This window comes from Streptomyces sp. NBC_00873 (assembly GCF_045207415.1).
GTDB lineage: Bacteria > Actinomycetota > Actinomycetes > Streptomycetales > Streptomycetaceae > Streptomyces.
In genome coordinates this window covers 906,926-931,637 of record NZ_CP108803.1, presented here as the reverse complement: position 1 = coordinate 931,637, position 24,712 = coordinate 906,926, and the positions used below count along the sequence as shown (strand labels likewise).

Genomic DNA, 24,712 nt, shown 5'->3' with positions numbered 1-24,712 from the left:
AGGCGGAGCGTCAGACCGAGATGGCTGTTGGTGCACGTGGGAGTGGCGATGATCGCAGGGCGGCGTAAAGCGGGGCAGCAGCAGAATGCAGCCCGCGTTCCTGCACTTCAACACGCCAACATACGGCGGTCTGGGGTCTTCTGCTCTTCCGATGGGCTTTGACGGCTCCCGTACGCGCACTGCGCTTCACTTCAGGAGGGAATCATGGATAGGCGAAGTTTCCTGGTTGCTAGTGGGTTGAGTTCGCTCGCGGCGGTGATCGCAGCCGAGCCGGCATTCGCCACAGCGCAGAGGTCGACAGATTCAGCGAACGCCTCGGCGCTAAGCGGCGACTACGAACCCACCGTCGAGTCGCTCTCGACGCATCCGCTGCCCGAGTGGTACCGGGACGCCAAGTTCGGCATCTTCATCCATTGGGGTCCGACCGCGGTGCCCGCGCAGGACGACTGGTACATGTGGTCGATGAACCAGCGTGGTAGCTCGACATGGAACTACCACAGGCAGAAGTACGGGGAGAACTTCAACTACGACGACTTCTTCCCGATGTTCACCGCGGCGAACTACGACCCGAAGAAGTGGGTCGAACTTTTCGAGGAAGCCGGGGCGAAGTACTTTGTCCTCACCGCCAAGCATCACGACGGGTACGCACTCTTCCCCAGCCAGTACACCGACCGCGATTCGGTCGCGCAGCCGCCACACCGCGACCTCGTGGGCGAGCTCATCGACGCGGCCAAGGAGTACGCTCCAGACCTGCGCCGGGGGCTCTACTACTCGATGCCCGAGTGGTACAACCCGTCCTATCGCTGGGGGGGCGTATTCGCCGGTGGGCCGCCGCACAACCCCTATACAGGTAAGGAGATCCCTTACACCGGCTACATTCCGGTCGACAACCACGTCAAGGACTTCCAGAAACCACAGATGATCGAGCTCATCGACCGGTACGCCCCGCAAGTCCTGTGGTGTGACATCGGTGGACCCAACGACAGCCTTCCCGTGATCGCCCACCTGTACAACAAAGATCCAGAAGCAGTCGTCAATGACCGGTCTGGCGCACCCGTCCACGACTTCGTCACGCCAGAGCAATACGTGCCAAGCAATATCCTGAAAGCTAAGTGGGAGACCTGCGACGTCATCAACTCGTGGTTCTACATGGACCACCCTTACAAGAACTACACGGCAGAGACCGTCATCGAGGAGCTGACCGACGTCGTCAGCAAGAACGGGAACCTGCTCATCGACATCGCGCCCAAGCCGGACGGGACGATCCCAGACCACCAGGTCGCCGTGTTACGAGGAGTAGGTGAGTGGCTGCGGACCAACGGAGAGGCGATCTATGGAGCGACGTACTGGACCAACCACCAGGACAGCTCGGCGAACGTGCCGGTACGGCTCACCGTAAAGCAGAACGCCTTTTACGTGACCGCCTTCGACTGGCCTGGCGCCACGCTCAACCTCGACGCGAACCTGGTCCCCACCATGGATGGCACTCAGGTGCATCTGCTGGGCACCGCCGGCAGTAAGTCGCTGTCCTGGCACAAGGAAGACAGCCGCATCATCATCGACACCCCTGTCGAGGGACCATCCGCGACACACAGCAAATACGCCTACACCTTCAAGATCACAACACCGGGAATGTCGTACGTCCGTGCCAGCTTGGACAGCTCGACCACGCCAACCCGCGGGCAGAGCGTTTCCGCCACCGTGACGGTCACCAACGTCGGCGGCGAGGACGCAGGAGCCGGTAAGGTCACGATCTCCACACCGGATGGGATCAGCGCCCAGCCGTCGTCGTTCGCGCTCTCCAAGCTGAACCTCGACGAATCGGCAACCTTCAAAACCACTCTCACAACAGCGCCAGACATGCCGTACGGCAACTACAAGGTGACGTTGAGCACCTTGTTCGGCGGGCGGCCGATGATTGGCGGCATGCCCTTCAAGGTCGCGCCGCCGAACGTCGCGGCGGGTAAGGCCACAACACAATCGAGCACGGACTTTGGCGGCACCCCCGACCGCGCGGTCGACGGGAACACCGATGGCGGCTACTTCGCGGGATCGAGCTCGCACACTGGCTACGACCAGAACGCCTGGTGGCAAGTCGACCTCGGGAAGAGCTACCAGATCTACGAGATCGACATCTGGAACCGCACCGACGGGTTCACTGACCGGCTCAGCGACTACTACGTGCTCGTATCTGACGAGCCGTTCACGAGCACGTCCTTGGACGAGACGCTGAACCAGCCCGGGGTCTGGTCGTCCCACCAGATCCAGGTGGCCGGCAGGCCCACCGCAGTCCCGGTCGCACACTCTGGAAGGTACGTACGCATACAACTCAGAGGCACGAACTGGCTAACCCTCCCGGAGGTCCAGGTCTTCGGCGAGTGATGTGCCAAGGAAGGGCCGCTCCGGCATGGAGCGGCCCTTCAGTGACAGCGTGAAAGGCACAGGCGTCTCATCCGGTCGCACGCGAACAGGGTGGGCCGCGCTGTGAGGTGCCTGCCGGGCAGGTCCTGTTCAGCGCGGTTTACCTCGAGCCCAGCATCCCGCTCTCCAGTGATCACTTCCGAGAGACCGCAGTGGGCCGTCCGGCAGGGATGTCTTCATGGCAGCGTCGGCAGATGACCAAGGTCTTCCGCTTCCGCTTGGCCATGAGATGGACCCATGACGGTTTCTCGCGTCGGCCAGGCCGGGATCTGGCCGCCCGGCCAGCTGGAACCGTCTCTACCGGGACACGTTGATGGTGCACTGAGCCGACGTCAGTTCATCGCCGGCGGCGGCAAAAGCGACGCTGACGGTGTAGTTCCCGGGTGCGACGTCGGTCCCGGCGCTCAGGCGGACCGTTTCCGAAGCCTCGAGCGGGCCCGTGGCTCGCAGACGGCCCTGGGTGCGCTCGGCGGTGAGTCCCTGGGGCGTGATGAGTGTCCAGTCCACGTCGTGCCCCTGGAAGTCGACGTCCTGGGCCGTGATCGTCACATCGACGGAACCACCCTGCCGCACGGTGAACTGGATCTGCGGCAGGTAACCCCACGCCGGGGAGCGGTACTGCTTGGCGATCTGCGCCCGGGTGACCTGTTGGCCATAGCGTGGGGTGGTGTAGAGCGATTCGATCTGGATGCCGTTGAAGCGGTGCCGCTGGGTCAGCTCGCGGTAGCGGGCCATCGCCTGCTGTTTGCCGACCTGGTCGCCCGCCTGGGTGTACCGGGTGATGTCGATGTCGGACAGGGCGAGTTCGCAGCCCCAGGCCAGGCGGTCGACGACGAGCGCGGCGGCGCTGGTCCCGGCGATCTTCGCACGCGCCGCGGCGACATGGGCCGCGGCGGCCTCGTATTTGGTCCGCAACGCCACGCCTTGGCCCGGCGCGTTGAGGATGTCCGGGTCGTCTGCGGTGCGCAGAAGGTAGTCGGCCATCTCCTGCGCCGCAGGCCCGAACCGCGCGGGCAGGTAGCTGCTCGTGAAGTCGTTATAGGTCAGCGTCGGATCCCAGGCGCTGCGGGCGCCGAACAGATGGATCGCCTCGAACTGCAGCCAGTTCGCCGGTTCCGAGTACATGCCGAGGCCGTTGACGCCGACGCTGCGGTACACCTCAGCGTCCTGGGCGAGGACACTGATCGGATTGCCGAGTTCGCGCCAGCGGTAGCGGCGCGAGTAGTCGTAGATCGCCAGGGTACCCGGGTGGGCCGCGCGCCAGCGGCGCAGCACCTCCAGATGGTGGGCGTTGACGGACGAGGACGGATCGCCGAACGGGACGGTGTACGTGCGTCCGTAGGCGGCGAAGTCGATGAGCACGTTCGGGTCGAACGTGTACCCGGCCGTGGGCGTGTCCAGGCCAGGGCCGTACGCGATGCGTTCGACCTGGACGTGGAGTCCGGCGTCGGCAAGGGCGGCAACGAGGTTGTTCACCACGTGGACTTCGGCGTTGGTGGCGGTGCCGAACTTGGTGAGGGTCGCCTTCGGCCACGACGCCCCGTCCGGCGGCCAGCAGTCGAAGACGGCGATCTCGGGGTGGGCCCGCAGATAGGCGACAACGTTGGCGACGTACTGGGTCACCGCCGCCTCGTCGTGCACGTTGAAGACGTTGACGCCGGGGGTGTAGTACTGCGGGTAGTCGGCCCGGCGGAGAAATGCGTCGTACCCGTGGCCGCCGACTTCCACGGTGATGCCGCGCTTCGCGAGTTCCGGTGCCATCCCTGCGGCGAAGTCCTCGTAGCGGCTGACTCCGGCCCCGTAGTAGTCGTACGGAAAGACCAGGATGTTGAGCCGCTGCTTGCCCATCCAGTCGATCAGCGCGGTGAGGCCGGCCTGGCTGATGCTCCAGCCCTCCTCGATCGCCTTGCGCCGCACCGGCCAGGGTGGAGTGACCAGGCTGGTCTGGGGGCGGACCGTGATGTCGCCGGTCTGCGGTACGGTCTCGGCGGCACCCTGGTAGTAGCTGAACTGCGGCGCGAAAAAGCCGACTCCGAGCTGCTCCAGCAGCGCGTATGTCGCGTACACCACGCCGCGGTCGCCCACCCCGCTCAGCAGCACGCCGAGCGGGGTGGCCCTGATCAGGTAGCTGTCCGTCACTTGATCGCGCAGCTGCGTGTCGGCCTTGGCCAGCCACACGGGCGGGATGGTGGTCGCCTGGCGTCGGCTTCCGGGCAGCACGAGCACTCCGGAGGTGGCCGTCCGCGGCTGTTCGGGCTGTGCGTGCAGGATCTGGAGGCGGGTACCGCTCATCCGCTGTACGTAGTCGGCCAGTTCAGCGGCCGCGAACTGTGCGGTGGCGCCGCCCCACCACAGCACCGTCGCCTTGCCAAGGCCATTGTGGGTGAGCGCGAACGCGGGTTCGGACCCGCTGTCCTCCGCCGCCTGGGCCGGCGCCCCGATGGTTGTCGCGGCGACGGCTCCGGCCGCGCCTGCAAGGAACGATCGACGCTTGAGGTGGTGCATGGCGCCTCCTGGAATGTGCATCGGGTGTCATGGATGTGGGGGGTACACCGCTGGCCGACGCCTTGTGCGGGCGACGTGCGATGTTCACCGGCCGCAACGGAGGCTCGTACGAGCGCCGGGCGGTGGGGGGCCTGCGGAGTGGGCGGCGAGGCGGTGACCGGAACAGGTTCAGAAGTTATTCCGAAAGCGGATCGTATTGAGGGCGAGGCAAGGCCGCAAGAGGCCTACGCCAGAACCCGTTCCGAACGGTTGCAGCGGGTCCGCTTCGTCCAGTCGTGGTCTCTGTGCCCGGCCGTCGCCCTGCCCCCCGGACGCATGGCGACCCTGTATCAATGGTCGCCGCACGGGTGTTGGCCAGCACGGACGGAGTGTGATCACCTGATCCCGTCCACCGCCGCGGAAGCGCAACTTGCTGCGCTGGGAGACCCAGGCCACGACCGAGGCGACTTCTTCCGAACTTTGCCCAAATAACGAACTAGGGCGCATCATGCTGCGGTGACTGCTACTCCTGCCCGCCGCAACAGGGCGGCCTACGACGATCTGGTTCTCGCCGAACTGCGCCGATCGGGGGCGCTCAGCCGCGCCGAGCTGAGCCGGTGCACCGGCCTGCCCAAGACCACGCTGTTCAGCATCGTCGCCGGACTGCTCGAAAGTGGTGTCCTGGTCGAGCAGAGCGCCGACGACACCGCTGGCCGCGGCCGCGGCCGGCCGGCGACCCGGGTCGTGCTCAATCCTTCCGCCGGCCTGTACGCGGGGTTCGACATCGGCCGCAGCCGGATGCGCCTGGTCATCGTCAACACCTCCCACGAGGTGGTGGCCAGCGGCATGCACGACCTGCCTTCCGCGGTGCGCGCCGACATAGTGGCCCCGGCGGCGGCGGAGCTGCTGCGGCGAGCGGCCGGTGAGGCGGCGGTCGACCCGTCGACGCTGACCGCGATCGGCGCGGGCCTCGTCGGAATCGTCGGTGTCGAGTGGAAGCCCAAGGAGATCGAAGCGCTGCGGACGCGCATCGCCGAGGAGTTCGGTGTGCCGGTGGTGCTGGGCAACAACTCCCGCGCCGCGGCCCTGGCAGAGGCCACCTGGGGCGCGGGACGCTCGGTGGAGGATCTTGTGTATGTGCGCTGGTCCACGGGAATCGGCAGCGGTTTGGTGGTCGGCGGTCAAGCCGTGACCGGGGCGCACGGGCGTGCCAGTGAGATCGGCCATCTGAGCGTTGATCCGGGTGGGAAGCCCTGCCACTGCGGCGGCCGGGGCTGCCTCGAAGGAGTCGCCGGGGGCGCGGCACTGCTGGAGCAGTGCGCCCGAGGGGGTCTTGTCCTTGCCGACCTGGACGCCCTGGTCGCCGCCGTGCGGAACCTTTCCCCGACGGCAATCCGGGTGGTCTCCACCGCTGCCGACCGGCTGGGCTGGGTACTGGCCGGGACTGCGGCGCAGCTGGACCCCTCACGGATCGTGGTGGGAGGGGAGTTGGCGCAGCTGGGGTCGCTGGTCCTGGACCCGATCCGCCAGGCGATCGACCGGCTGACCCTGCCGCGTGCCGCGGGGCGGGTGGATGTTGTGCAGGCGGATCTGGGAGTCAATGCGGCGGCTCTCGGGGCGGTGGCGCTACTGCTTCGGGAGGAGCCGACGAGGGGGTGAGGGGCGGTCGGCGATTACCGGCCGCCGCCCCCTTGTGGACCAGAGCCCCCGTAAATATGATCCGATCCAGGAAAAAAAGCGCTGTCGAGAGCTGGCCGCCACCTCCTCCTGTGGCCCGGCCTGACGCTGTCCCCACTCGCTCCTCTCCCAGGGTCCGATCGGAAGGTCGTCTGCCTGTGTCACCTCGAAATCTCCTGTTCCTGATGACCGATCAGCACCGGGTCGACACCTTGGGCTGCTATGGCAACACCACCATCAGCACCCCCGCGCTCGACTCCCTTGCAGCTGAGGGCACCCGGTTCGACAGTTTCTACACCCCGACCGCCATCTGCACCCCGGCCCGCGCCTCACTCTTCACCGGGCAGCACCCCTTCCGCCACGGCCTGCTGGTGAATCCCGAGCGCAACGGCGGCGGACGCGACGAAGTCGAGGACGGCTCGCCGGTGCTCTCCCAGCCGCTGCTGGCGGCCGGCTACAACATGGGCCACGTGGGCAAGTGGCACATCGGCCGCGCCCGTGGTCCCGAGTACTACGCCATGGACGGCGAACACCTTCCCGGGGCGCTCAACCCCTTCCGTCATCCCTCCTACGAGGCATGGCTGGACGCCAAGGGCCACCCCCGCTTCGCAGTCAAGGACGCGGTGTTCGGCTCGGCGACGAACGGCACCGGCCGCGGTCACCTGATCGCCGGCCGCCTCCAGCAGCCGCCCGAGGCCACCGTCGAGACCTACCTCACCGACAAGACCCTCGAGCTACTGGACCGCTACGCCGACGCCTGGCACACCGGTGGCAAGCCGTTCATGCTGTCCTGCCACTGGTTCGGTCCGCACCTGCCCTACCTCATCCCGGACGAGTACTACGACATGTACGACCCGGCATCGGTGCCGCTGCCGGCCTCCATGGCCGAAACCTTCGCCGGTAAGCCCGACGTGCAGCGCCACTACTCCGCGTACTGGTCGGCGGACGGCTTCGACGCCGACACCTGGCGCAAGCTGATCGCCGTCTACTGGGGTTATGTGACCCTCATCGACCACCAGGTCGCCCGCCTCCTGGACGCGCTGAAGGCCCGTGGCCTGTGGGAGGACACCACCGTCGTCTTCACCGCCGACCACGGCGAGTTCACCGGCTCCCACCGGCTCAACGACAAGGGCCCCGCGATGTACGAGGACATCTACCGCATCCCGGGAATCGTGCGCGTCCCCGGCTGCCCACCGCAGGTCCGCGACGACTTCGCCACTCTCATCGACCTCAACCCCACCCTCCTGGGGCTGGCCGGTCTGCCCGCACTGGAACCCTGCGACGGGGCGAGCCTGCTGCCGGTACTGGCCGGCGAACCGGCCGACGGCACCCGCGAGCAGGTGGTCACCGAGTTCCACGGCCACCACTTCCCCTACTCACAGCGGATGATCCGCGACCGCCACCACAAGCTGGTGTACAACCCTGACAGCGTCAACGAGCTCTACGACCTCGAAGCGGACCCGCACGAACTCCACAACGTCCACGAAGCACCCGCGTACGCCGCCGTCCGGCGAGAACTGACGGCCCGTCTGTACCAGGAGCTCCTGCGCCGGGGTGACCCCGCCTACACGTGGATGAGCTACATGTCCGACATCGGCGGCGGCCGTGCGCCGGACGTCGACGGAGTGGCGGATGAGGTGGCATGAAACAGCACGCCACATCCGCCGGGACAACCCGGCGTACAGCCCCCTTGGAAAACGCCCCCATGACGACCGGCGAGGCCCTCGACCCCGCCCCGTCCACGGGTGGCCGCGCACGCAATCCGGCCAGACGGCTGCCCCAAGGTCTCAACCTCCGTGGTTTCCTGCTCTCCCTGTGCTCCGCGGCGCTCGGGCTACTGGTATGGATCGTCCTCGCCCACAGCGGCATCCAGGGTTTCCCGGGCCCGCTGTCGGTGCTGAGCCGCGGCTGGGAGCTGATCCGCGACGGCATCCTCCTCGACGACCTCGGCGCCAGTCTCAGGCGCGTCCTCACCGGCTACGTCATCGGCGTGGCCCTGGCCGTGCCAGTCGGCTTCGCCATGGGCTGGTACCCGATCGTCCGCCGACTGATCGAGCCCTGGCTGCAGTTCTTCCGGATGGTCCCACCCCTGGCGGTCATCCCGCTGGCCATCGTGCTCATGGGCATCGGCGAGACTCCGAAGATCTTCGTCATCTTCCTGGCCGCCTTTCTCTCCTCGGTGGTGTCGACCTTCCAGGGCGTGGTGTCGGTGGACCCCACACTGGTGAATGCCGCCCGAGTGCTCGGCGCCAAGGACAGCCGGGTGTTCCTCGGCGTGGTGGTTCCCGCCTCCACCCCGTTCATCCTGGTCGGCATGCGGATCGGCCTGGGCGCCGCCTGGGCCACCGTCGTCGCCGCCGAACTGATCGCCGCCCAGGGCGGGCTCGGCTTCCGGATGCAGCAGGCCCAGCTGTACTACGACCTGCCCACGATGTTCGTCCAGCTGATCGTCATCGGCGCCGTCGGTCTGGTCATGGACCGGCTGCTCCTCCTTGCCGAACGCCGGCTGACCGGGTGGCAGGAAAGGAGATAGCACCATGCCCTCCATCGAGTTCCGCGAGGTCTGCCGCGGCTTCGGCACCAAGGGTGGCGGCTTCCTCGCCCTGGACAACGTGAGCCTCACCATCGAGGACGGCGAGTTCGTCACCGTCGTCGGCCCCTCGGGCTGCGGCAAGAGCACCATGCTCAACATCGCGGCCGGCCTGCTGGATGCCACTGGCGGCTCGGTCGCGGTTGATGACGAAGAGGTACGCGGACCCAGCCCGGAGCGGGGCGTCATCTTCCAGCAATACGCGCTCTTCCCATGGATGACCGTCACGGAGAACGTCGAGTTCGGCCTGAAGGTCGCCGGCGTCGGCCGGCCCGAACGGCGGGCCACGGCCCGGCGGATGATCGACATGGTCGGCCTGGGCGACTTCGCCGACGCCCTGCCCAAGACCCTGTCCGGCGGCATGAAGCAGCGGTGCGCCATCGCCCGGGCGTACGCCGTGGATCCCAAGGTCCTCCTCATGGATGAGCCTTTCGGCGCACTGGACGCCCTCACCCGGGTCCGCATGCAGGATTCGCTGCTGGAGACCTGGAGCCGGGACCGCCGCACGGTCATGTTCATCACCCACGACGTCGACGAGGCGGTCTACCTCGCCGGCCGAGTCGTGGTCATGGCCGCCCGCCCTGGGCGCATCCACCGGATCATCCCCGTCGACCTGCCGTATCCCCGCACTGAGGAGATGCGCCTGTCCGCCGAGTTCGCCAGCCTGCGGCGGCAGGTCTGGAACGCCGTCTACCACCAGCCGACCATGCTCGAAGGAACCCCCTCATGAAGCGCAGGACCGCCGGCCTGTGGGCCGCCGCCACCGTTGTCGTCCTCGTCGCATCTGCAGCCGGCTGCAGCTCCACGCCCTCCTCGTCCTCCGGCCAGACCACCTCGGTCACCTTCGGCTACATCGCGGACTACAGCGGCTCGGCCGCCCTGGCCGTCGCTGCCAAGCAAGGCCTGTGGCAGAAGGCAGGACTGAGTCCCGACCTCAAGGTGTTCACCAACGGCCCGCTGCAGGTCCAGGCGCTCGGCGCCGGCGACCTCGAATTCGGCTACCTCGGCCCCGGCGCCCTGTGGCTCCCGGCCTCCGGCAAAGCCAAGATCGTCGCAGTCAACATGCTCGGCCAGGCCGACCGCGTCATCGCCCGCCCTGGCACCGGCATCACCAAGCCCGCCGACCTCAAGGGCAAGAAGATCGCCGTGGCCGAGGGCACCTCCGGCGACATGATTCTCAACCTGGCGCTCGGCCAGGCCGGACTGAAGCCGTCCGACATCACCCGGGTCACCATGGACCCGAGCACCATCGTCACGGCCTTCTCTTCCGGCCAGGTCGACGCGGCGGCTATCTGGTACCCGCTCATCGACACCATCAAGAAGCGGGTGCCCGACCTGACCGAGATCAGCCGCACCGAGGACTACTACCCCAAGCTGACCTTCCCCAACGTCTTCGTGACCCAGCCCGACCTGCCCGACAAGAACCCGACGCTGGTCCGCAAGGTCACCTCCGTGCTGCGGCAGGCGGACGACTGGATCGCCGCCCACCCGGAGGAGTCCGAGAAGGTCACCGCTGACTTCCTAAAGCTGCCCGCCGACCAGCTCGCCGGCTCCACCAAGTACGTGAAGCTGCTCTCCTCCAAGCAGCTGACCGACCTGACCGCCAACGGCACCGTCGACGGCTGGTTCAACGGCCTGATCGGCGTCTACACGAGCATGGGCAAGCTCAAGTCGCCCTCCGACGCGAAGGACTACTACCTGGGCGACCTCTACAAGGCGGCAGGCAGTCCGCAGCAGTGACCTTCCCGGCGGCCCCCCACGCCGGCCCACCCAACGCCGCCACGTGCGGCGGAGAAAGGAATCCGCGATGCCCGACACCATCTCGCCGGGCACGCCCCTGCCGTTGGCCGGCGGCGGTGCGTGCTGCGGCCCGCACCGCAAGCCTGCCAAGGCGGACACCTGGATCCCTATCGCCGCGGCGGCGCGCGCGACGGACACGCTCCCGTCCCCCGTTCCCGTAAAGGAGCGCCAGGAGATCCTGCGAGGCATGGTCGCCATCCCTGGCGGCACCTTCTGGATGGGCGGAAACGACCCCGATGCCATCCCCGGCGACGGCGAGGGCCCGGTGCGGCAGGTAACGCTTCGTCCCTTCCACATCGACGCCACCACCGTCTCCAACACCGAGTTCGCCCGCTTCGTCAAGACCACCGGATACGTCACGGAGGCCGAGCGGTACGAGTGGTCGTACGTCTTCGCCGGCTTCGTCCATCCCGACGCCGGCAAGCACGTCATCAACGGCAGCGTCCCCGGCGCACCGTGGTGGCGCGCCGTGCGCGGCGCCTGCTGGCTGGCCCCGGAGGGGCCCGGCTCCTCGATCGACGACCGCCAGGACCACCCCGTGGTACACGTCTCCTGGCACGACGCCGCCGTCTACGCCGACTGGGCCGGAAAGCGGCTGCCCACCGAGGCCGAGTGGGAGCGGGCCGCCCGCGGGGGGCTGGAGCACAAACGGTTCCCCTGGGGTGACGGGCTCACCCCCCAAGGCCGCCACCTCTGCAACATCTGGCAGGGTGACTTCCCCCACCGCAACACCGCCGTGGACGGCTACCTCTCGACCGCGCCCGTCAACGCCTTTCCCCCCAACGGCTACGGACTCCACAACATGACAGGCAATGTATGGGAGTGGTGCCTCGACTGGTTCAGTCCCCACTGGCACGCCGCCGATACCCCACGGACCCGCATCGCCCCGACCGGCCCACCCAGTGGCAGCACCCGGGTGATGCGCGGGGGCTCCCACATGTGCCACCGCTCCTACTGCAACCGCTACCGGGTCGCCGCCCGCACCTCCAATGCCCCCGACAGCTCCGCCGGTCACACCGGATTCCGCTGCGCCTACTCCGGCTGACCTGCCTCCTTCCCTGAGTTGCCCGATTCCGCCTCTCGGTGCCGCCGCGCGACGAAAGGCGACAGCGAGATCCCGCCCACCCGGGTGGACCCCGGCCGACGAGCAGCGTCGCCCAGCCGGGGCACCGGGGCAGCAACCTGGAGCGGGTGGCGGACCCCGACGAGATCGTCTGGCACCGGCCTGCCGCCTGCGCGGGCTGTGGCGACGCGCTCGGTGTGGACGCCGAGCCGGTCGGCTTCGCCTGGGGCCAGGTCTTCGACCTGCCCGACCCGCGCACGACCGTGACCGAGCACCGGATGCTCAAACTGCGCTGCGGCTGCGGGCACAGCACCTGCGCGGCGGCCCCCGAGGGTGTCAACGCTCCGACCCAGTACGGTCCGGCGCCCACGCGCCGGCCATCTACCTGCTGGTCGCCGAGCATCTGCCCAGCGCGCGCGGCGCGGACGCGGCCGGCGAGCTGGCGGGCGCGTTCTTCTCCTAGGGCTTCCTGGACACTGTCTTGCGCCGGGCTTGCGAACAGCTCGTCCCCTTCAGCGCGCAGGCGGCCGTCCTGCCCCAGCAGGCACCCGTAGCGCACTTCGACGAGTCCGGCATCCGGGTGGCCGCCGCCCTGCACTGGGTCCACGTCGCCTGCACCACCACGCTGACCTGGTACACCACGCACCCCAAGCGCGGCCACGCCGGCATCCAGGCCGCAGGCGTGCTGCCGCTGTTCACCGGAACCGTGGTCGCTGACGCCTTCACCTGCTACCAGCGCTACGGCACCGCCCGTGCGCTGTACAACGCACATCTGCTACGCGACCTGGACGGCATCCACCACGCCGACCCGGAAGGGCAGGTGTGGGCCAAGGCCGCCACCGACGCTCTGACCGACGCGAACACTGCCTGCCAGCAGGCCCGCACCACCGGCCAGACCGCCATGGACCCCGACCTCGCCCGCGAACCGACCCGCCGCTACGACCGTGAGCGACGCCAGCGGCGGACGCACCCACCTTCAGGAGATCTGCAGCGGCGTTGATCCGCCGGGCGCGCTCAGCGCCATCAACACGGCGTATGGGCACGCAGCACGTCCCAGCGATCCGGCAGCACTGCGATGATGGTCCTGACGCTCGGTTCGAGGGCCACGGCGCCGTCGAGGGCTTCGGCGGCGCCGCGACGCTCCACCTCATTGACCATGGGGTCACTGCTGCAGCGATGACTATCCCGGCGGCCCGCAGGGTGAGGGACTGGACATAGAAGCGTCCAATGGTGCTGGCGTCCATTCCCACCCGACACCAGCGGCAAGACCCTGCTGGCCATGCACCAGCGGGGCCGTTGGTTGGGGGTGTGTGGTCGAGGAGAGCCACTGGGACGGCCTGCCCACTGGCAAAACCCACCGAACCACCACCCGGAGACGTTCCCGCCCGTCCCCCTGGGCGATCAGGCCGTACCTCTGCAGGCGTTGATGCGGTCTCGCATCACGGACTGCGTTCTTACGGCCAACGCAACGGGATGGCGACGTTCTGGGTTCCAGCGGCGGCGCTGCCGCGGGCCATGGCGGCATGCAGTGTCATCGGGCGGCCGTTGTCGTCGAAGAGTAGCTGGGGTCGCTCCAGCGAACCGAGACTGATGAGCGAGCCGTCGGTGAGCCTCAACTGCCTCAGCGAGACCACCGGGTGCTCGGCCGGCTCCCATGCGAGGCCGTCCTTCGAGGTGACCAGGCCGAGCGCCCCGAACTGGGGAGTGAGCGCGTGGGACCGGTCGGCTCCGTTATAGAAGTCCTTGACGATCGCGTAAAAGCGGCGGTCGGCATGGTCGTACCAGAGATACGGATCCTCCGCCTGGGTCTCGGTCGTGCCTAGGGCGGTGGCGGTGTAAGGGAATGGGCCCTCGGGACGGTCGGACTCGCCGACGACGGTGATGTAGACGCCCTTGGCGTTCCAGGTCTTGTACGTCATGAGGAAGCGGGGCCGACCGCCCACTGAGGGGGCCTCGGTGACGGACGGGTTGACCACCATTTGGAAGGTGTTCACGTAGTCGGGGCCGGCGATGGGGACGTCACTGCGGGTACCGCGGCCGGCGATCAGGTCCTCCAGGGTGCGGGCGCTGATCACCCCGATGCGCTGGCCGGCGTGGTATTTCAGCCAGAGAGAGGGCTGCTGGGAGTACCACGGCTCGGGGGTGTTCGCCGGGTTGTTGGCGATGTAGTACAGGTAGTAGCGGCCTCGGAAGTAGCGGATGTGCGGGTTGTGCGCGTTGTAAAGGTCCCAGCGGCCGGGGTCTCCCGAACCCTGCACGACGGTTCGCAAGTGCCGGTACGGACCCTGGGGGCCCGGGGAGACCGCGACGGCGATCTCGCTGTACTTCAGCCAACCGCTGAAGCCGTAGAAGATCTTCTCCGAGGGGTCGTCGCCGCGGCCGGCCGAACCGTGCTGCCAGCGTGAATAGAAGAGGTAGTACGCGCCGTCGCGGCCGCGGATGGGGGTGCCGCCCCAGGTGTACCAGCCGTCGGTACCGAAGATCTGCACCGCTGGGTCGACCGGCTGGATCGATGCCTGGAAATCGGGGGAGGATGGTCCGGATACCTCGTCGGCGGCCGCCGGTCCACTGAGGGAGGTGGCGGCCAGGGCCGCCGGTCCACTGAGGGAGGTGGCGGCCACGGCCGCCGATATCGTCGTGAGCGCTCTGCGCCGCGTCATGCCATTGCTGCCGGTCAAGGCCAGCTCCTTTCGGTCCTTGGGGCTCTTCGTCGTGCATCGGCCCCTTGACGATTCCTCAACTTGCCCTTACCTCGCTGCCGGGCGGCGGGGCCGCTCTTGCGGCTGTCGGAGGTACGGCGATCGCCAGGGTGCCGATCAACCGTGCTCTCGAAGGCATGGGAAGGTCTCCCTGCTGCGGGGTAAGGGAGTTTTCCTATATGATTTTCCACTACCGGCAGAACGTCAAGATGTGAGGCAGGAGAGATCCAACCGGGACCAGTTGAAGCCCGCCGTGCTGTAGGCCTCGGCGCGTGAACCGCGCCCAGGCGCCCTCGCCGTACCGGCTGCGCCGCTCGGACCCTTGACGCAGGGATCGCGCCAGCGCAGCATCCGCGCGAGAAATCCTATCGAATTTTCAGCGAGGTTCAGCGATGAAGCAGCTCTTTCCAGATGCCTTGTTCGCTGCATGCTCGCCGTGACGGTCCTCGCCACGGCTTCGTCGGCCTGCACCCTGAAGAACTCTGGCGAACGGTCCGACGCCCCAGCTGTCGCCTCCAGGAGCGAACCCGGCGGCGGGGCGGCCGAGTTGGGTGATGTCAAGGGCACCAAGGTCGCCCTTGTGCCGGGAGGCGCACACCACTGCTTCCAGCCGTGCAGGCTGGGGCGAATGCCCGGCGCGAGTACCAGCTCGGCGGTGTGACCTTCGACGAGACCGCCGAGTGGGACCAGCAGAAGCAGAACAACCTGCTGTCCACGCTTGCCGCGCGCGGTTACAACGCTTTCGGTGTGTTCGGGGACTTGCCGACCGCACGACAGCCGGCTGTCCGACCTCTCCCGGCTGAGCGTCAACGGCCGGGAGCGACAGAACTGCACCACCAAGAACATGACCTTCAATGTGAGCTCGTCGTCCGGTACCTCAGCCAGTACATGGTCCTCGAGCCCGGTGACACGGTGAACGGGGGAATCCGGCCAGGGTGGCCGCGGGACTCCCCGGCACGCCTCACCTCCGGGCCGGGGACACGGCGGAACTCGAGATCGACGGCCTCGGGTCGCGGCGGCAGATGTTCGGCCAGGGTTGATCACCGATGTCGAGCGTTCGACGGGGCGACCCCGGTCCGACGGCACTCGGGACCGTCTCACGTCCGAGACCATCCCGGGCTCTGTCGTCACCTCGCTAAACTGCGAGTGTCCCGACAAGCCCCGAGCAGCAGGAGAACGGATGCCGCCGCCCGACCGTTCCGCAGGCAGCGCAGGGGAGCCGAGCGGGAATCAGGGCTCGCCTCCTGCCCGGCAGGTGCTCTCGGACAGCGTCTACGAGGACATCAAGGCCAGGGTGATGGACCACGAGATCGCACCAGGTGCCCGGGTCGGAATCGAAGCCCTCTCGCGTACCCTCGGCGTGTCGCCGACCCCGGTGCGCGAAGCCCTGGCCCGGCTCGAGGCCGACGGTCTGGTGGTGAAACGATCTCTTTCGGGATACCGCGCGACCGAGTTGCTGACCCGCCAGGGGCTCGAGGAACTCTTCGAGATGCGTCTGCTGCTGGAACCGAGGGCCGCAGCGCTGGCCGCGACCAACGCGACCGAGGAACAGCTCGACGCCATCGAGCGGATCGTGGAGGAGATGCGGGCGCATCCGGGGCCGACCGGTCGGTACGCGGACTACCGTGACTTCGCCGCTCTGGACCAGCGGTTACACGACGCAATCGCCCAGGCATCGCATCGGCCGCTGCTCGCGGACGCGGTGGAGCGGCTCCACTCGCATCTGCACGTCTTCCGGCTCACCAACGTCAAGGTGACCGAGGACCCGACGCTGGCGGAACACGAACGAGTCGTCCGGGCCATACTGCGCAGAAAGTCCGATCGCGCCGCGGAAGCCATGGCGGAGCATCTGACACACAGCCTCGAGCGCCAGCTCAGCCACGAGACGAATTCCTGACTCACGCACAGGGGGTCACCGTGCCGAGACAGCGCCCTGCCTGCCCTGATCCCGGCACAGCTGCGGAAGGGGGCTTGACCCCTGATCTTGGACACGGCTTATGCGGTTGGGGTCAGGGTAGTTGATGGTGTGTCGAGTGGGGTTTCATGGGCGATGGGGCTGTGGCGTCCGAGGCTGGCGTGGCGGCGTCGGGTGTTGTAGTGGTGCAGCCAGCGGAACAGGTCGAGGCGGGCTTCACTTTCGTTGGCCCAGGCTTGGGCGCGGAGATTGCGAGATCACCGGCTACGACGTGCGGTCGTCCCTCGTCCCTCGTTTCTCGTCCTGCGCAGCGCCACCGATGGCGTACCCGCACTCACCGCCGCTTGCCCGATGGGCCGCCACGCGTCGGCGCTTCAGCTGCCTCTCTTTGCCATACAGGAGACAGAAGACGGCCCCTGGCCAGCGGTGACGCCGGCCAGGGGCTCCTTTTCGCGATCAGCCTATGTCAGCCGTCGTTCTCCGCCGACGGGATGTAGGCGCCCGGCACGTCCTCCGGTGCGAAGATCTTGTCCTCGCCGGGGTACGGCTTCTTCCAGTCGTGCGTCTCGTACCACGTGAAGTGGTTCATCTGCGCGGGGTTCGCGAAGTCGGGCACCGCGTGGGGCCCGGTCAGCCGCTGATGCGACTTCCAGTTGTCCCACTTTGCCGCGAGCGCCTGCTTGTCCGCCGGCACCTTCGCCGACGGCACGGGTGCCGCGCTCGGGTTCTGCGGCGCCGGGGTGTCCGGGCCGCAGGCAGGCGGGGTCTTCAGACCATCGGTCAGCGAGGTCCGGTTGGGCAGAGCGGTGAACGGCGTGAAGTCCGCGTGCTGGGTGAACGCCCCACGCATCGGGCTGGCCGCGCTGTCCTTCTGGTTCATCGGGTGGATCCCGAGGATCTGCTCGATGGTCCGCATCATCGTGATCTGCGAGTAGTAGCGGCTGTCGACCTTGCCGTGCTGCGCCCAGGGGCTGATGATCTGGATCGGGGCACGGTGGCCGTCGACGTGGTCGAGGCCGGCCTGGGAGTCGTCCTCGACGACGAAGATCGCCGAGTCCTTCCAGTACTTGCTGTGCGAGATCTCGTCAACCATCTTGCCGACCGCGAGGTCGTTGTCCGCGACCGCGGCGGCCGAGTTCGTCGGACCACCGGTGTGGTCGTTGGAGAACCAGAACATGTTCAGGTTCGCCGGACCGTTATTCTCGAAGTCCTGCTTCCAGATCTCGTGCTTGTAGACGTCCGGGACGTTCATGTCGAACTTCGGGAAGCCGGGCACCGACACCTTGTTGAGCGACGGGATCGCCGAGCCCGTTTGTATGGGGTAGGCGGTCTTCTGCCCGGTCGCGTCCATGTTCTTGGCGTCGCAGTACAGGTTCTGCCAGCTCGCGCCGGCCGGCTTGCTCTCGAACGACTGGAACTGGCCGAAGTCCCGCACGGTCTTCCCGGCCGCCTGCGCACCGGTCCAGATGAAGCCGGACTTCTGGTGGCCGAGAGCGTCGTCCTGGGTGTCGTAGCTGCGCTTGTACTCACCGGCCGAGGACTCGGTGTACTCCGGGTTGTCGGCCTGCATCAGCCAGTTGTGACCCTCGGCGGAGTTCGTGCCGATGTCGTACGTGTTGTCGTACAGCCCGAACTGCTTGGCCAGTGCGTGCTGGTTCGGCGTCACGTTCTCGCCGAACTGCGCCAGCGACGGTTCGCCGTTGCCCTGCGGCATGTCACCGAAGACCTGGTCGTAGGTCCGGTTCTCCTTGACGAGCAGGAAGACGTGCTTGATCGTCGAGGGGTCGCCGAGCTTCACCGGGACCGGTACCGGCTTCGCGTCGCCCGTGCCCTGGGTGACCGAGCCGCCGTGCCAGCCGTTCTGGGTGAAGACCTTGCCGGTCTCGGACTTGATGACGCCGTCGTCCGGCAGCGTGAACTGCGTCAGGCTCGACGTCGTGTCGTGGGTGCCGTGCCCGGCCTTGTTGGTGGGGCGGCGGGCGTCGATACCACGGGTGTTGGAGACGACCACGTTCTTGCCGACGGTGGTGATCTCCGCGGGGAAGTAGTCCGTCGGAAGCAGGCCGACGTAGCCGGCCGGCTCCTGCGGGGACGTGTACCGGTAGACGGCGACCGCGTTGGCGCGGCCGAGCGTCACCAGCAGGTGACCGTCGTCGGTGAGCGTCACCGCGTTGGGCTCGTAGCCCACCGACGCCTCCGGCCACGGCCGGGTGGCGATGGTCTGCACGACCTTGTCGTTGGCGGTGTTGATGACCGACACGTCGTTGTCGGCGGTGTTGGTGACGAACACCGCCCCGTTCTTGGCGTACACCGCGGTCGGGTGCAGACCGACGTCGATGCTCCCGACGGCGGCGGACGGGTCCGCCAGGTTGATGACGCTGACCGTGCCGGTGGTGGTGGCACCGGTGTCCGGGTCGGCCGGCACCTGGGTGCCGTAGGAGTTGATCGTGGTGTCGCCGGCCTTGGCCGGACGCCCGCCCTCGTTGCTGACGTAGAGCTTGTTGCCGACCATGGCGATGCCACGGGGGGCGTTGCCCACGGTCCAGCTCTGCTTGATGGTCCCGGTCGCCCCGTCGATGGCGACCACCCGGTTCTGGCCGTTGACCGCGGAGTACACGGTGGAGCCGTCGGCCGAGAACACCGCCGCACCCACCAGTGCGTGCTTGGAGCCGTCGGCCGGGATCTTGATGGACGTCGGGTTGGCGACGCTGCCGTCCGGGTTCACGGTGAACTTGGTGTAGCCGTCGGTCTGGCCCAGCCACAGCTGCGCCCCGTCGGGCGAGTACGTGGGGCCTTCCTGGCCGACGTCGTTGCCGCTGATGCGCAGGTCCGCCGCCGCGTTGTTGCCGACGCGCTGCTTCACCTGCCCGGTCTTGAGGTCCATGACGACCAGCGCCATCCCACCGTCGGTGACCGAGGCCGCGAGGTGGGTGCCGTCCGGGCTGACCGAGGACGACATGATCTTGCCGTCGTTGATGACGGTGCGGCTGCCGTACGGGGCGATGTACTGGTCGGCAGAGACGACCTGGCCGTCAGCGGTGACCTGGCCGACCTGCTGGGTGCCGAACTGGTGCGTCTGGGCAACAGCGGTGCCCGTGACGGCGAGAGCGACAGCGATGCCCGCCGTTACCAGAGTGGTCCGGCGGCCGACGCGCCTACCGAAAAGGCTGATCTGTTCCTTCTCGTTGATCCGACGCTGCCGTGTTACCTGCATGGAATTATCCCTTCGGGGTGGTGTGCAGCAGTTCGACGTTGCCGTCGAACTGCCAAAGTGGGTTCGGTGCGTCTCCGGTCGGGGTCCGCACCAGGAAGTAGCCGTTCACTTCCTTCGGTCCGTCGCCATCGGCCACGAACCGCCCGTCTGAGGCGACGTCGAGCTGGTAGATGGCCGTCCCTGCGGCCTCGACGCCGGGGAGATGCCAGGTGACGACGCAACGCCAGTCGTTGCCCGGCCCCTGGGGGGCGACCTGGCCGCCGCTCTTGTTGCACGCCGCCGTGACCCGCAGTTGCGCCTCGGTGACGGCGGGGCGGTTGAGCTGCTGGGTCTGTATGCGGTAGAGGTGGGCGAATGCCGTGGCGACCGACCGCTGCACCTTGTCCTGCTCGATTCCGGAACCCATCGACGGGGTCGCAACGGCGACGACCGTGACCGTGAGGGCGGTCAGTCCGACCAGCGGCAGGAGTCCGGTGGTGACCGCGCGGCGCCCGGAGCCGTCGTAGCTCAGGTTGGTGAAGTCGCGCCGCAGGAAAAGCAGGTAGGCCAGCGCGGTCGCGAGCACGGCCCACACCAGGCTGACCGCGATGGCGATCAGGAGCGGGCCGAGCTGTGCCGGGCTGGTGAACAGACCGTTCCAGGAGATGAAGGCGTAGCCGGGCAGGGCGAGGCGCACGGCGACGGGCAGCGGCAGCATCTGGGCGACCTGCATCGCGAGCGCGACAAGCGCGGGCAGCAGCAGTCCCATCGGGGACCGCCCCAGCGCGACCGACCCGAGCAGTCCGACCGCGGCAAGGGCCAGGGTCGGGGCGAGCACGCAGACCCAGGCGAGCAGGACCTTACCGGCGGCGTCCGCCGGCGCCAGCAGGTGGCCGTCGAGGCCGACCAGCGGCTGGTTGCCGACCGCCACGACCCCGCCGGCCGCGCTGGAACAGGCCAGCCCGGCCACGAGCAGCAGGATGACGGTGAGGCTGGCCAGCGCCTTCGCTGCGAAGATCCGACTGGGCGACCGGACCGCCACGAGCAGGTGGCGCCAGGTGCCGAGCCGGTCCTCGGAGGCGAACATGTCGCCGGCCACCACCGAAGTCAGCAGCGGGAGCGCCCAGGTGCCCGCGAAACCGAGCGTCACCAGCGGTCCGGCCCACCCCGTGGCGTGCATCCAGCGACCGAAGAGGGTGTCGGTGGGCAGCGTGCTCTGCTGGCTCACCGCGGCGACGAAGAGCGCCGGCGCGATCCAGCAGGCGAGGACCAGCAAGCGGATCCGCCATTGCGAGACCAGCTTGACCAGTTCGAAGCGGTAGGCGCGCGAAACCGGGACGCGGCGGGCACTGCCAAGGTTGTTGTCGGCGATGGTCGCGGTCATCGGCCGGCCTCCTGCTGCTCGGTGAGGGCGAGGAACGCGGCTTCGAGCGGCGACACCACGGGTGCGAGCTCGCGCACCGCGATGCCCGCGTGCACGAGCCTCACCACCAGTTCGTCGAGGGCGGGCACCCGCGCGCGCACGACGAGCACCTCGGCGTCGTGCCGTGCCCCGGCGTCGTCGACGACCCGGATCCCGGCCGTGTCGGCAGCCAGCCCGCGGGCGGCCTGCGGGTCGGAGGTGAGCAGCCGGTAGTCGAGTTCACGGTCCTCGGCGGCCAGCTTGCTCAACGGGCCGGAGAAGACGACCCGTCCGGTGGCGACGATGGTGACCTCGGAGCACAGCGCTTCGAGGTCGTCCATGCGGTGGCTCGAGAGCACGACGCTGGTTCCGTCCGTCGCAAGCCGGGTCAGGACACCGTGGACGTTCTTTTTGCCGGCCGGGTCGAGGCCGTTGGAAGGTTCGTCGAGCACGAGCAGCCGGGGTTTGGTGAGCAGGGCGGCGGCGAGCCCGAGCCGCTGACGCATGCCGAGGGAGAAGCCGCGGGCCCGGTCGTCGGCGACATCGGTGAGCCCGACCTGGTCGAGCACGTCGTCGATTCCCGCTGTCCGCGCGTCGTAGCCACGAAGAGCGGCCAGCGCGGCGAGGTTCTGCCTGGCGGTGAGCGAGGGGTAGAGACCAGGCCCGTCCACGAAGCCGGCGACGCCGTCGGGAACGGCGAGCGCCCGCCCGATCGGCGTACCCAGGATCTCGAGGCGGCCGCTGTCGGCGACGGCCAGGCCCAGCAGGAGGCCGAGCAATGTCGTCTTGCCAGCGCCGTTCGGTCCGACCAAGCCGTGGATCTGACCCTGCGCCACATCCAGATCGATGCCGTCGAGTGCGACGACGTCGTCGAAACGCTTGGTGATCCCGCAAGCCCGGATTGCGAGGAGTGTGTCCATGAGCCCCTTCTTTCTCAACCTTCAAGGACCTTAGGGGCGGCGCACAACGCTGGCAGGGGCGGCCGATTGAACGTTCATGGAACGGGAGACGACTGGAATCTGCTGCGCCGATGCCCCGCCGATAGCCGTCGAAATTTCGACCGGCACCTTTGGCCGGATCGCAGAGCACACCGGGCCATCAGACACGTGCGATCGCGAGCATCGCCGCCGGTTGGATCTTGATCACGACAAAGCGCCGGCAAGTCAGTGCGCACGAAGTGGCCAGCATCGAGACGGACTTGGGCAACGCCTGGATGCACCGAGTCCGTACGAAGTACCGTGCCCGCAATCCGGTGCGCTACCAGCACGAAGCGCGCCCACGGCGCACTGTGCAGGCGCTGCATCAGTGTCGAAGGCGGCGGGTTCGGCAACACCTCTGACCTCCAGCGGCACCTGCATGCCTACCGTGAAATCCCGCCCGCAGACGAACAGCAGACCACGCCGCCCTCGTCCGGTCCGCCGCGCGGGACGGCGCGGCGGACCGGCCGGGCGCGCGGGGCCGGCACCGCTGCCGGCCAGCACGGTCGCGGGGGAGCGCGGCGCCGGTGAACCCTGGCTCGATCTGCGCCCATTGGGCATCAGTCAACGACACACTCGAGCCAACGATCGGATGATGCGAAAAGAACGCCATGGCCTCAGTGCTGCGGGGGCCCGATGACCTTCTGCCCGATCTGCTCGGCGAGCCATTCCGCAAAGCGGTCTTCGTAGCCGTCGCGGTTGCCGCGCCGGACGTGGACGAGAACCAGGTGGGTGTCGGCGCGGGCATCGAGGCCGATGGAGTTGCAGTTGAGTAGGAGCGTCACCTCGGCGTGCTTGCCCTCGCCATGGAGGCCGCGTTCCGGCGCCTCTGGCCAGGACAGCGCGGACCAGTGGATCTCGGCCGGGTGGGAACTGACCACTGCCGCGAAGTGGTCTTCGATGCTCCCCACGGGCTGGTCCAGCATCGAGAGGGTGAATGGCAGGAAGTCCTTCACACGCGTCAAGTCGTCGGGAAGCTCCCGGGCGGGAACCCCCTGGCCAGGTCCGGGATGCCCGCCCCCGGATCGAATGGCGCCGTCCAGCTCATGAACCATGCCTCGGGAAGGGCATCACGCATCCGCGTCGTCTCGGCCAAGGTGGGTAGCTCGGCCTCCACCGACACCTCGGAGTACGGCTGGACACCGAACGCCACCATCCGGCGGGCCGTGTTCAGGGCGAGGACGAGGTCGGGGGTGCGGAAGACGGGGTAATCGATGCCGACGGACATGCGCCAACTCTGACACGGCCCCGTGCGGACGGTCCTCTGGCTTCTCGTCGAACGTCGGCTCGATCCGAATGAAACAGCCAAGCCTTCGTCGGCCCGGGCAGGCGCCTGACATGGCGCTGGGCTGACCTGCGCGGGACTCGGCACGACGGGATCGGCGAGGACATCGATCTGGTCATCGAAGCTCCGCAACCAGTCATCGTCCCGCCGCTCAGAGCCAGCCGCGGCGGCTGGCCTGGACGCCGAGCTGGAAGCGGGTCTGCGCGCCCAGGACTTCCTGGAGGCGGGCGATGCGGCGCGCCACCGTCCGTTCGCTGACGCCGAACTCGCGGGCGATGGACTCGTCGGTGAGTCCGCCGCTGAGGTAGGTGAGGAGCTGCCGGGCGTCGTCGGTGGGCGCGGCGCCGACGTCGTCCATGACCTCGTCGCCGGCGGGGAGCGGAACGGCCATCTGCCAGTACGCCTCGAACACGCCGATGAGGCCGTCGAGCAGGGCCGATCGCTGCACGGCGATGTGGTGGCGCCGCTGGGCGTCGCGCGCGGGTGCGGCGACAACGGCGAAGCGGTCGTCACAGATCATCAGGTTCAGTGCGACGTTGGGGAAGACGCGGGCACGTTCACCGAGGTTGACGCAGGTCTGAATGGCCTCCCGGCCTATCGGGTCACGCAGTACCCGGGCGCCGTAGACCACTGAGTACGCGACGCCACGCGCGAGCGCCTCCAGACAGCCGGGGGCCACCTCCGGGGGCGCGGCGAGACGGCCGGAGGGGCCGATGGACAGAGCGCGGACCTGGTGCACCGCCTCGTCCTGCACACGCCGGGCAAGCGCTTCACGGGCCTCCTCCGTCCGGACAATCTCGATGTATCCAGGGCCTTCGGCGTGGTGGTCGCGCCAGAACCGGGAGAGTTCGTCGGCGCTGTCCCGCAGGGCGCCGAGTTCCTTGGCGCGGATCTCCGCGAGGGCGTCGAGCGCGGCACGCGGGGGGCGGGCGACGAACCGTCCGCCGTCCGGTTCCACCAGGCCCAGGCCGGACAGTTCGCCGGCCGCCGCGCCGACGGCGCCCGGGGGCACGCGCAGGATCCCCGCCAGCGCGGCCGACGTCGTCGGGCCACGCTGAACGAGCGCGAGGTAGACGTCCTCAGCGGTCGCGGTGAGGCCGATGGCACGGAGTGGATGCATATTCGAATCATTGCACGCATATGCGACTTACTCCATGTCAAGATCGTCCACATGGTGACTACCGCCGGGTAGGACGATGCGCGGGA

Annotated in this window: 20 protein-coding genes and 1 pseudogene; 9 read left to right on the top strand and 12 right to left on the bottom strand. The window is 68.1% G+C overall.

Features of this window, described 5'->3' with window-relative positions; all coding sequences use genetic code 11:
* Nucleotides 1-255 precede the first annotated feature (255 nt).
* Nucleotides 256-2,382, top strand: a complete 2,127-nt coding sequence (locus OH809_RS04395; protein ID WP_406423803.1) for an alpha-L-fucosidase — start codon at nt 256-258, stop codon at nt 2,380-2,382.
* Between the two features lie 172 nt (nt 2,383-2,554).
* On the opposite strand, the gene OH809_RS04390 is transcribed toward OH809_RS04395, so the two are convergent.
* Together OH809_RS04390 and OH809_RS04385 are read right to left on the bottom strand one after the other, a co-directional pair.
* A complete protein-coding gene (locus tag OH809_RS04390) occupies nt 2,555-2,743 on the bottom strand; it encodes a hypothetical protein (protein WP_406423805.1) in 189 nt (62 codons plus the stop codon).
* A complete protein-coding gene (locus tag OH809_RS04385) occupies nt 2,719-4,926 on the bottom strand; it encodes a DUF4838 domain-containing protein (RefSeq protein WP_406423807.1) in 2,208 nt (735 codons plus the stop codon). Before OH809_RS04385 ends, OH809_RS04390 begins: the two co-directional genes overlap by 25 nt.
* Before the next feature lie 495 nt (nt 4,927-5,421).
* Here OH809_RS04385 and OH809_RS04380 point away from each other — a divergent pair, with 495 nt between their 5' ends.
* From OH809_RS04380 to OH809_RS04350, 7 genes are all read left to right on the top strand, one after another.
* Nucleotides 5,422-6,564, top strand: a complete 1,143-nt coding sequence (locus OH809_RS04380; RefSeq protein ID WP_406423809.1) for an ROK family transcriptional regulator — start codon at nt 5,422-5,424, stop codon at nt 6,562-6,564.
* Nucleotides 6,565-6,740: 176 nt separating this feature from the next.
* A complete protein-coding gene (locus OH809_RS04375) occupies nt 6,741-8,228 on the top strand; it encodes a sulfatase-like hydrolase/transferase (RefSeq protein WP_406423811.1) in 1,488 nt (495 codons plus the stop codon).
* A 59-nt stretch (nt 8,229-8,287) separates the two neighbouring features.
* Complete coding sequence (locus tag OH809_RS04370) at nt 8,288-9,115, top strand: ABC transporter permease (protein ID WP_406423813.1); 828 nt, start codon at nt 8,288-8,290, stop codon at nt 9,113-9,115.
* 4 nt (nt 9,116-9,119) lie between these two features.
* The gene (locus tag OH809_RS04365; protein WP_406423815.1) at nt 9,120-9,902 is read left to right on the top strand and encodes an ABC transporter ATP-binding protein; all 783 of its coding nucleotides are present in this window, start codon (nt 9,120-9,122) and stop codon (nt 9,900-9,902) included.
* Nucleotides 9,899-10,912 (top strand): aliphatic sulfonate ABC transporter substrate-binding protein, encoded by a 1,014-nt coding sequence (locus OH809_RS04360; protein ID WP_406423817.1) that lies wholly within the window; start codon nt 9,899-9,901, stop codon nt 10,910-10,912. Before OH809_RS04365 ends, OH809_RS04360 begins: the two co-directional genes overlap by 4 nt.
* Before the next feature lie 67 nt (nt 10,913-10,979).
* On the top strand, nt 10,980-12,017 hold the full coding sequence (locus OH809_RS04355) for a formylglycine-generating enzyme family protein (protein ID WP_406423819.1): 1,038 nt from the start codon (nt 10,980-10,982) through the stop codon (nt 12,015-12,017).
* Between the two features lie 499 nt (nt 12,018-12,516).
* Nucleotides 12,517-13,035, top strand: a complete 519-nt coding sequence (locus tag OH809_RS04350; protein ID WP_406423821.1) for a transposase — start codon at nt 12,517-12,519, stop codon at nt 13,033-13,035.
* 23 nt (nt 13,036-13,058) lie between these two features.
* On the opposite strand, the gene OH809_RS04345 is transcribed toward OH809_RS04350, so the two are convergent.
* From OH809_RS04345 to OH809_RS04335, 3 genes are all read right to left on the bottom strand, one after another.
* The gene (locus tag OH809_RS04345; protein WP_406423823.1) at nt 13,059-13,193 is read right to left on the bottom strand and encodes a hypothetical protein; all 135 of its coding nucleotides are present in this window, start codon (nt 13,191-13,193) and stop codon (nt 13,059-13,061) included.
* A 296-nt stretch (nt 13,194-13,489) separates the two neighbouring features.
* Entirely contained in the window at nt 13,490-14,713 is a 1,224-nt protein-coding gene (locus OH809_RS04340; protein ID WP_406423825.1) for a glycoside hydrolase family protein, read from the bottom strand.
* A gap of 225 nt (nt 14,714-14,938) precedes the next feature.
* Entirely contained in the window at nt 14,939-15,580 is a 642-nt protein-coding gene (locus OH809_RS04335; protein WP_406514843.1) for a hypothetical protein, read from the bottom strand.
* A gap of 334 nt (nt 15,581-15,914) precedes the next feature.
* Here OH809_RS04335 and OH809_RS04330 point away from each other — a divergent pair, with 334 nt between their 5' ends.
* Nucleotides 15,915-16,631, top strand: coding sequence for a GntR family transcriptional regulator (locus tag OH809_RS04330; protein ID WP_406423829.1), 717 nt, complete (start codon nt 15,915-15,917; stop codon nt 16,629-16,631).
* Nucleotides 16,632-16,729: 98 nt separating this feature from the next.
* Here the strand turns inward: OH809_RS04330 and OH809_RS04325 are convergent.
* From OH809_RS04325 to OH809_RS04295, 7 genes and pseudogenes are all read right to left on the bottom strand, one after another.
* Nucleotides 16,730-16,876 (bottom strand): annotated as a pseudogene (locus OH809_RS04325) (integrase core domain-containing protein); the annotation flags it as partial.
* A gap of 239 nt (nt 16,877-17,115) precedes the next feature.
* The gene (locus OH809_RS04320; RefSeq protein WP_406423831.1) at nt 17,116-19,863 is read right to left on the bottom strand and encodes an alkaline phosphatase family protein; all 2,748 of its coding nucleotides are present in this window, start codon (nt 19,861-19,863) and stop codon (nt 17,116-17,118) included.
* A 4-nt stretch (nt 19,864-19,867) separates the two neighbouring features.
* On the bottom strand, nt 19,868-21,226 hold the full coding sequence (locus OH809_RS04315; protein WP_406423833.1) for an ABC transporter permease: 1,359 nt from the start codon (nt 21,224-21,226) through the stop codon (nt 19,868-19,870).
* Nucleotides 21,223-22,164, bottom strand: a complete 942-nt coding sequence (locus tag OH809_RS04310; RefSeq protein ID WP_406423835.1) for an ABC transporter ATP-binding protein — start codon at nt 22,162-22,164, stop codon at nt 21,223-21,225. The genes OH809_RS04315 and OH809_RS04310 overlap by 4 nt, the downstream gene beginning before the upstream one ends.
* Nucleotides 22,165-22,838: 674 nt before the next feature.
* Nucleotides 22,839-23,186, bottom strand: coding sequence for a hypothetical protein (locus tag OH809_RS04305; RefSeq protein WP_406423837.1), 348 nt, complete (start codon nt 23,184-23,186; stop codon nt 22,839-22,841).
* Nucleotides 23,183-23,449 carry a hypothetical protein gene (locus OH809_RS04300; protein WP_406423839.1) on the bottom strand — a complete coding sequence of 89 codons (267 nt, stop codon included), beginning with the start codon at nt 23,447-23,449 and terminating at the stop codon, nt 23,183-23,185. The genes OH809_RS04305 and OH809_RS04300 overlap by 4 nt, the downstream gene beginning before the upstream one ends.
* 208 nt (nt 23,450-23,657) lie before the next feature.
* Nucleotides 23,658-24,626, bottom strand: coding sequence for a LuxR family transcriptional regulator (locus tag OH809_RS04295; protein ID WP_406423841.1), 969 nt, complete (start codon nt 24,624-24,626; stop codon nt 23,658-23,660).
* Nucleotides 24,627-24,712 lie beyond the last annotated feature (86 nt).

Bases quoted from the DNA above. Each gene is read 5' to 3' on its own strand.
- OH809_RS04320 (WP_406423831.1), bottom strand. From the start codon at position 19,863: ATGCAGGTAACACGGCAGCGTCGGATCAACGAGAAGGAACAGATCAGC.
- OH809_RS04360 (WP_406423817.1), top strand. From the start codon at position 9,899: ATGAAGCGCAGGACCGCCGGCCTGTGGGCCGCCGCCACCGTTGTCGTC.
- OH809_RS04310 (WP_406423835.1), bottom strand. From the start codon at position 22,164: ATGGACACACTCCTCGCAATCCGGGCTTGCGGGATCACCAAGCGTTTC.
- OH809_RS04335 (WP_406514843.1), bottom strand. From the start codon at position 15,580: ATGTTCTTGGTGGTGCAGTTCTGTCGCTCCCGGCCGTTGACGCTCAGC.
- OH809_RS04300 (WP_406423839.1), bottom strand. From the start codon at position 23,449: ATGTCCGTCGGCATCGATTACCCCGTCTTCCGCACCCCCGACCTCGTC.
- OH809_RS04330 (WP_406423829.1), top strand. From the start codon at position 15,915: ATGCCGCCGCCCGACCGTTCCGCAGGCAGCGCAGGGGAGCCGAGCGGG.
- OH809_RS04315 (WP_406423833.1), bottom strand. From the start codon at position 21,226: ATGACCGCGACCATCGCCGACAACAACCTTGGCAGTGCCCGCCGCGTC.
- OH809_RS04365 (WP_406423815.1), top strand. From the start codon at position 9,120: ATGCCCTCCATCGAGTTCCGCGAGGTCTGCCGCGGCTTCGGCACCAAG.
- OH809_RS04385 (WP_406423807.1), bottom strand. From the start codon at position 4,926: ATGCACCACCTCAAGCGTCGATCGTTCCTTGCAGGCGCGGCCGGAGCC.
- OH809_RS04355 (WP_406423819.1), top strand. From the start codon at position 10,980: ATGCCCGACACCATCTCGCCGGGCACGCCCCTGCCGTTGGCCGGCGGC.
- OH809_RS04295 (WP_406423841.1), bottom strand. From the start codon at position 24,626: ATGCATCCACTCCGTGCCATCGGCCTCACCGCGACCGCTGAGGACGTC.
- OH809_RS04345 (WP_406423823.1), bottom strand. From the start codon at position 13,193: ATGGTCAATGAGGTGGAGCGTCGCGGCGCCGCCGAAGCCCTCGACGGC.
- OH809_RS04370 (WP_406423813.1), top strand. From the start codon at position 8,288: ATGACGACCGGCGAGGCCCTCGACCCCGCCCCGTCCACGGGTGGCCGC.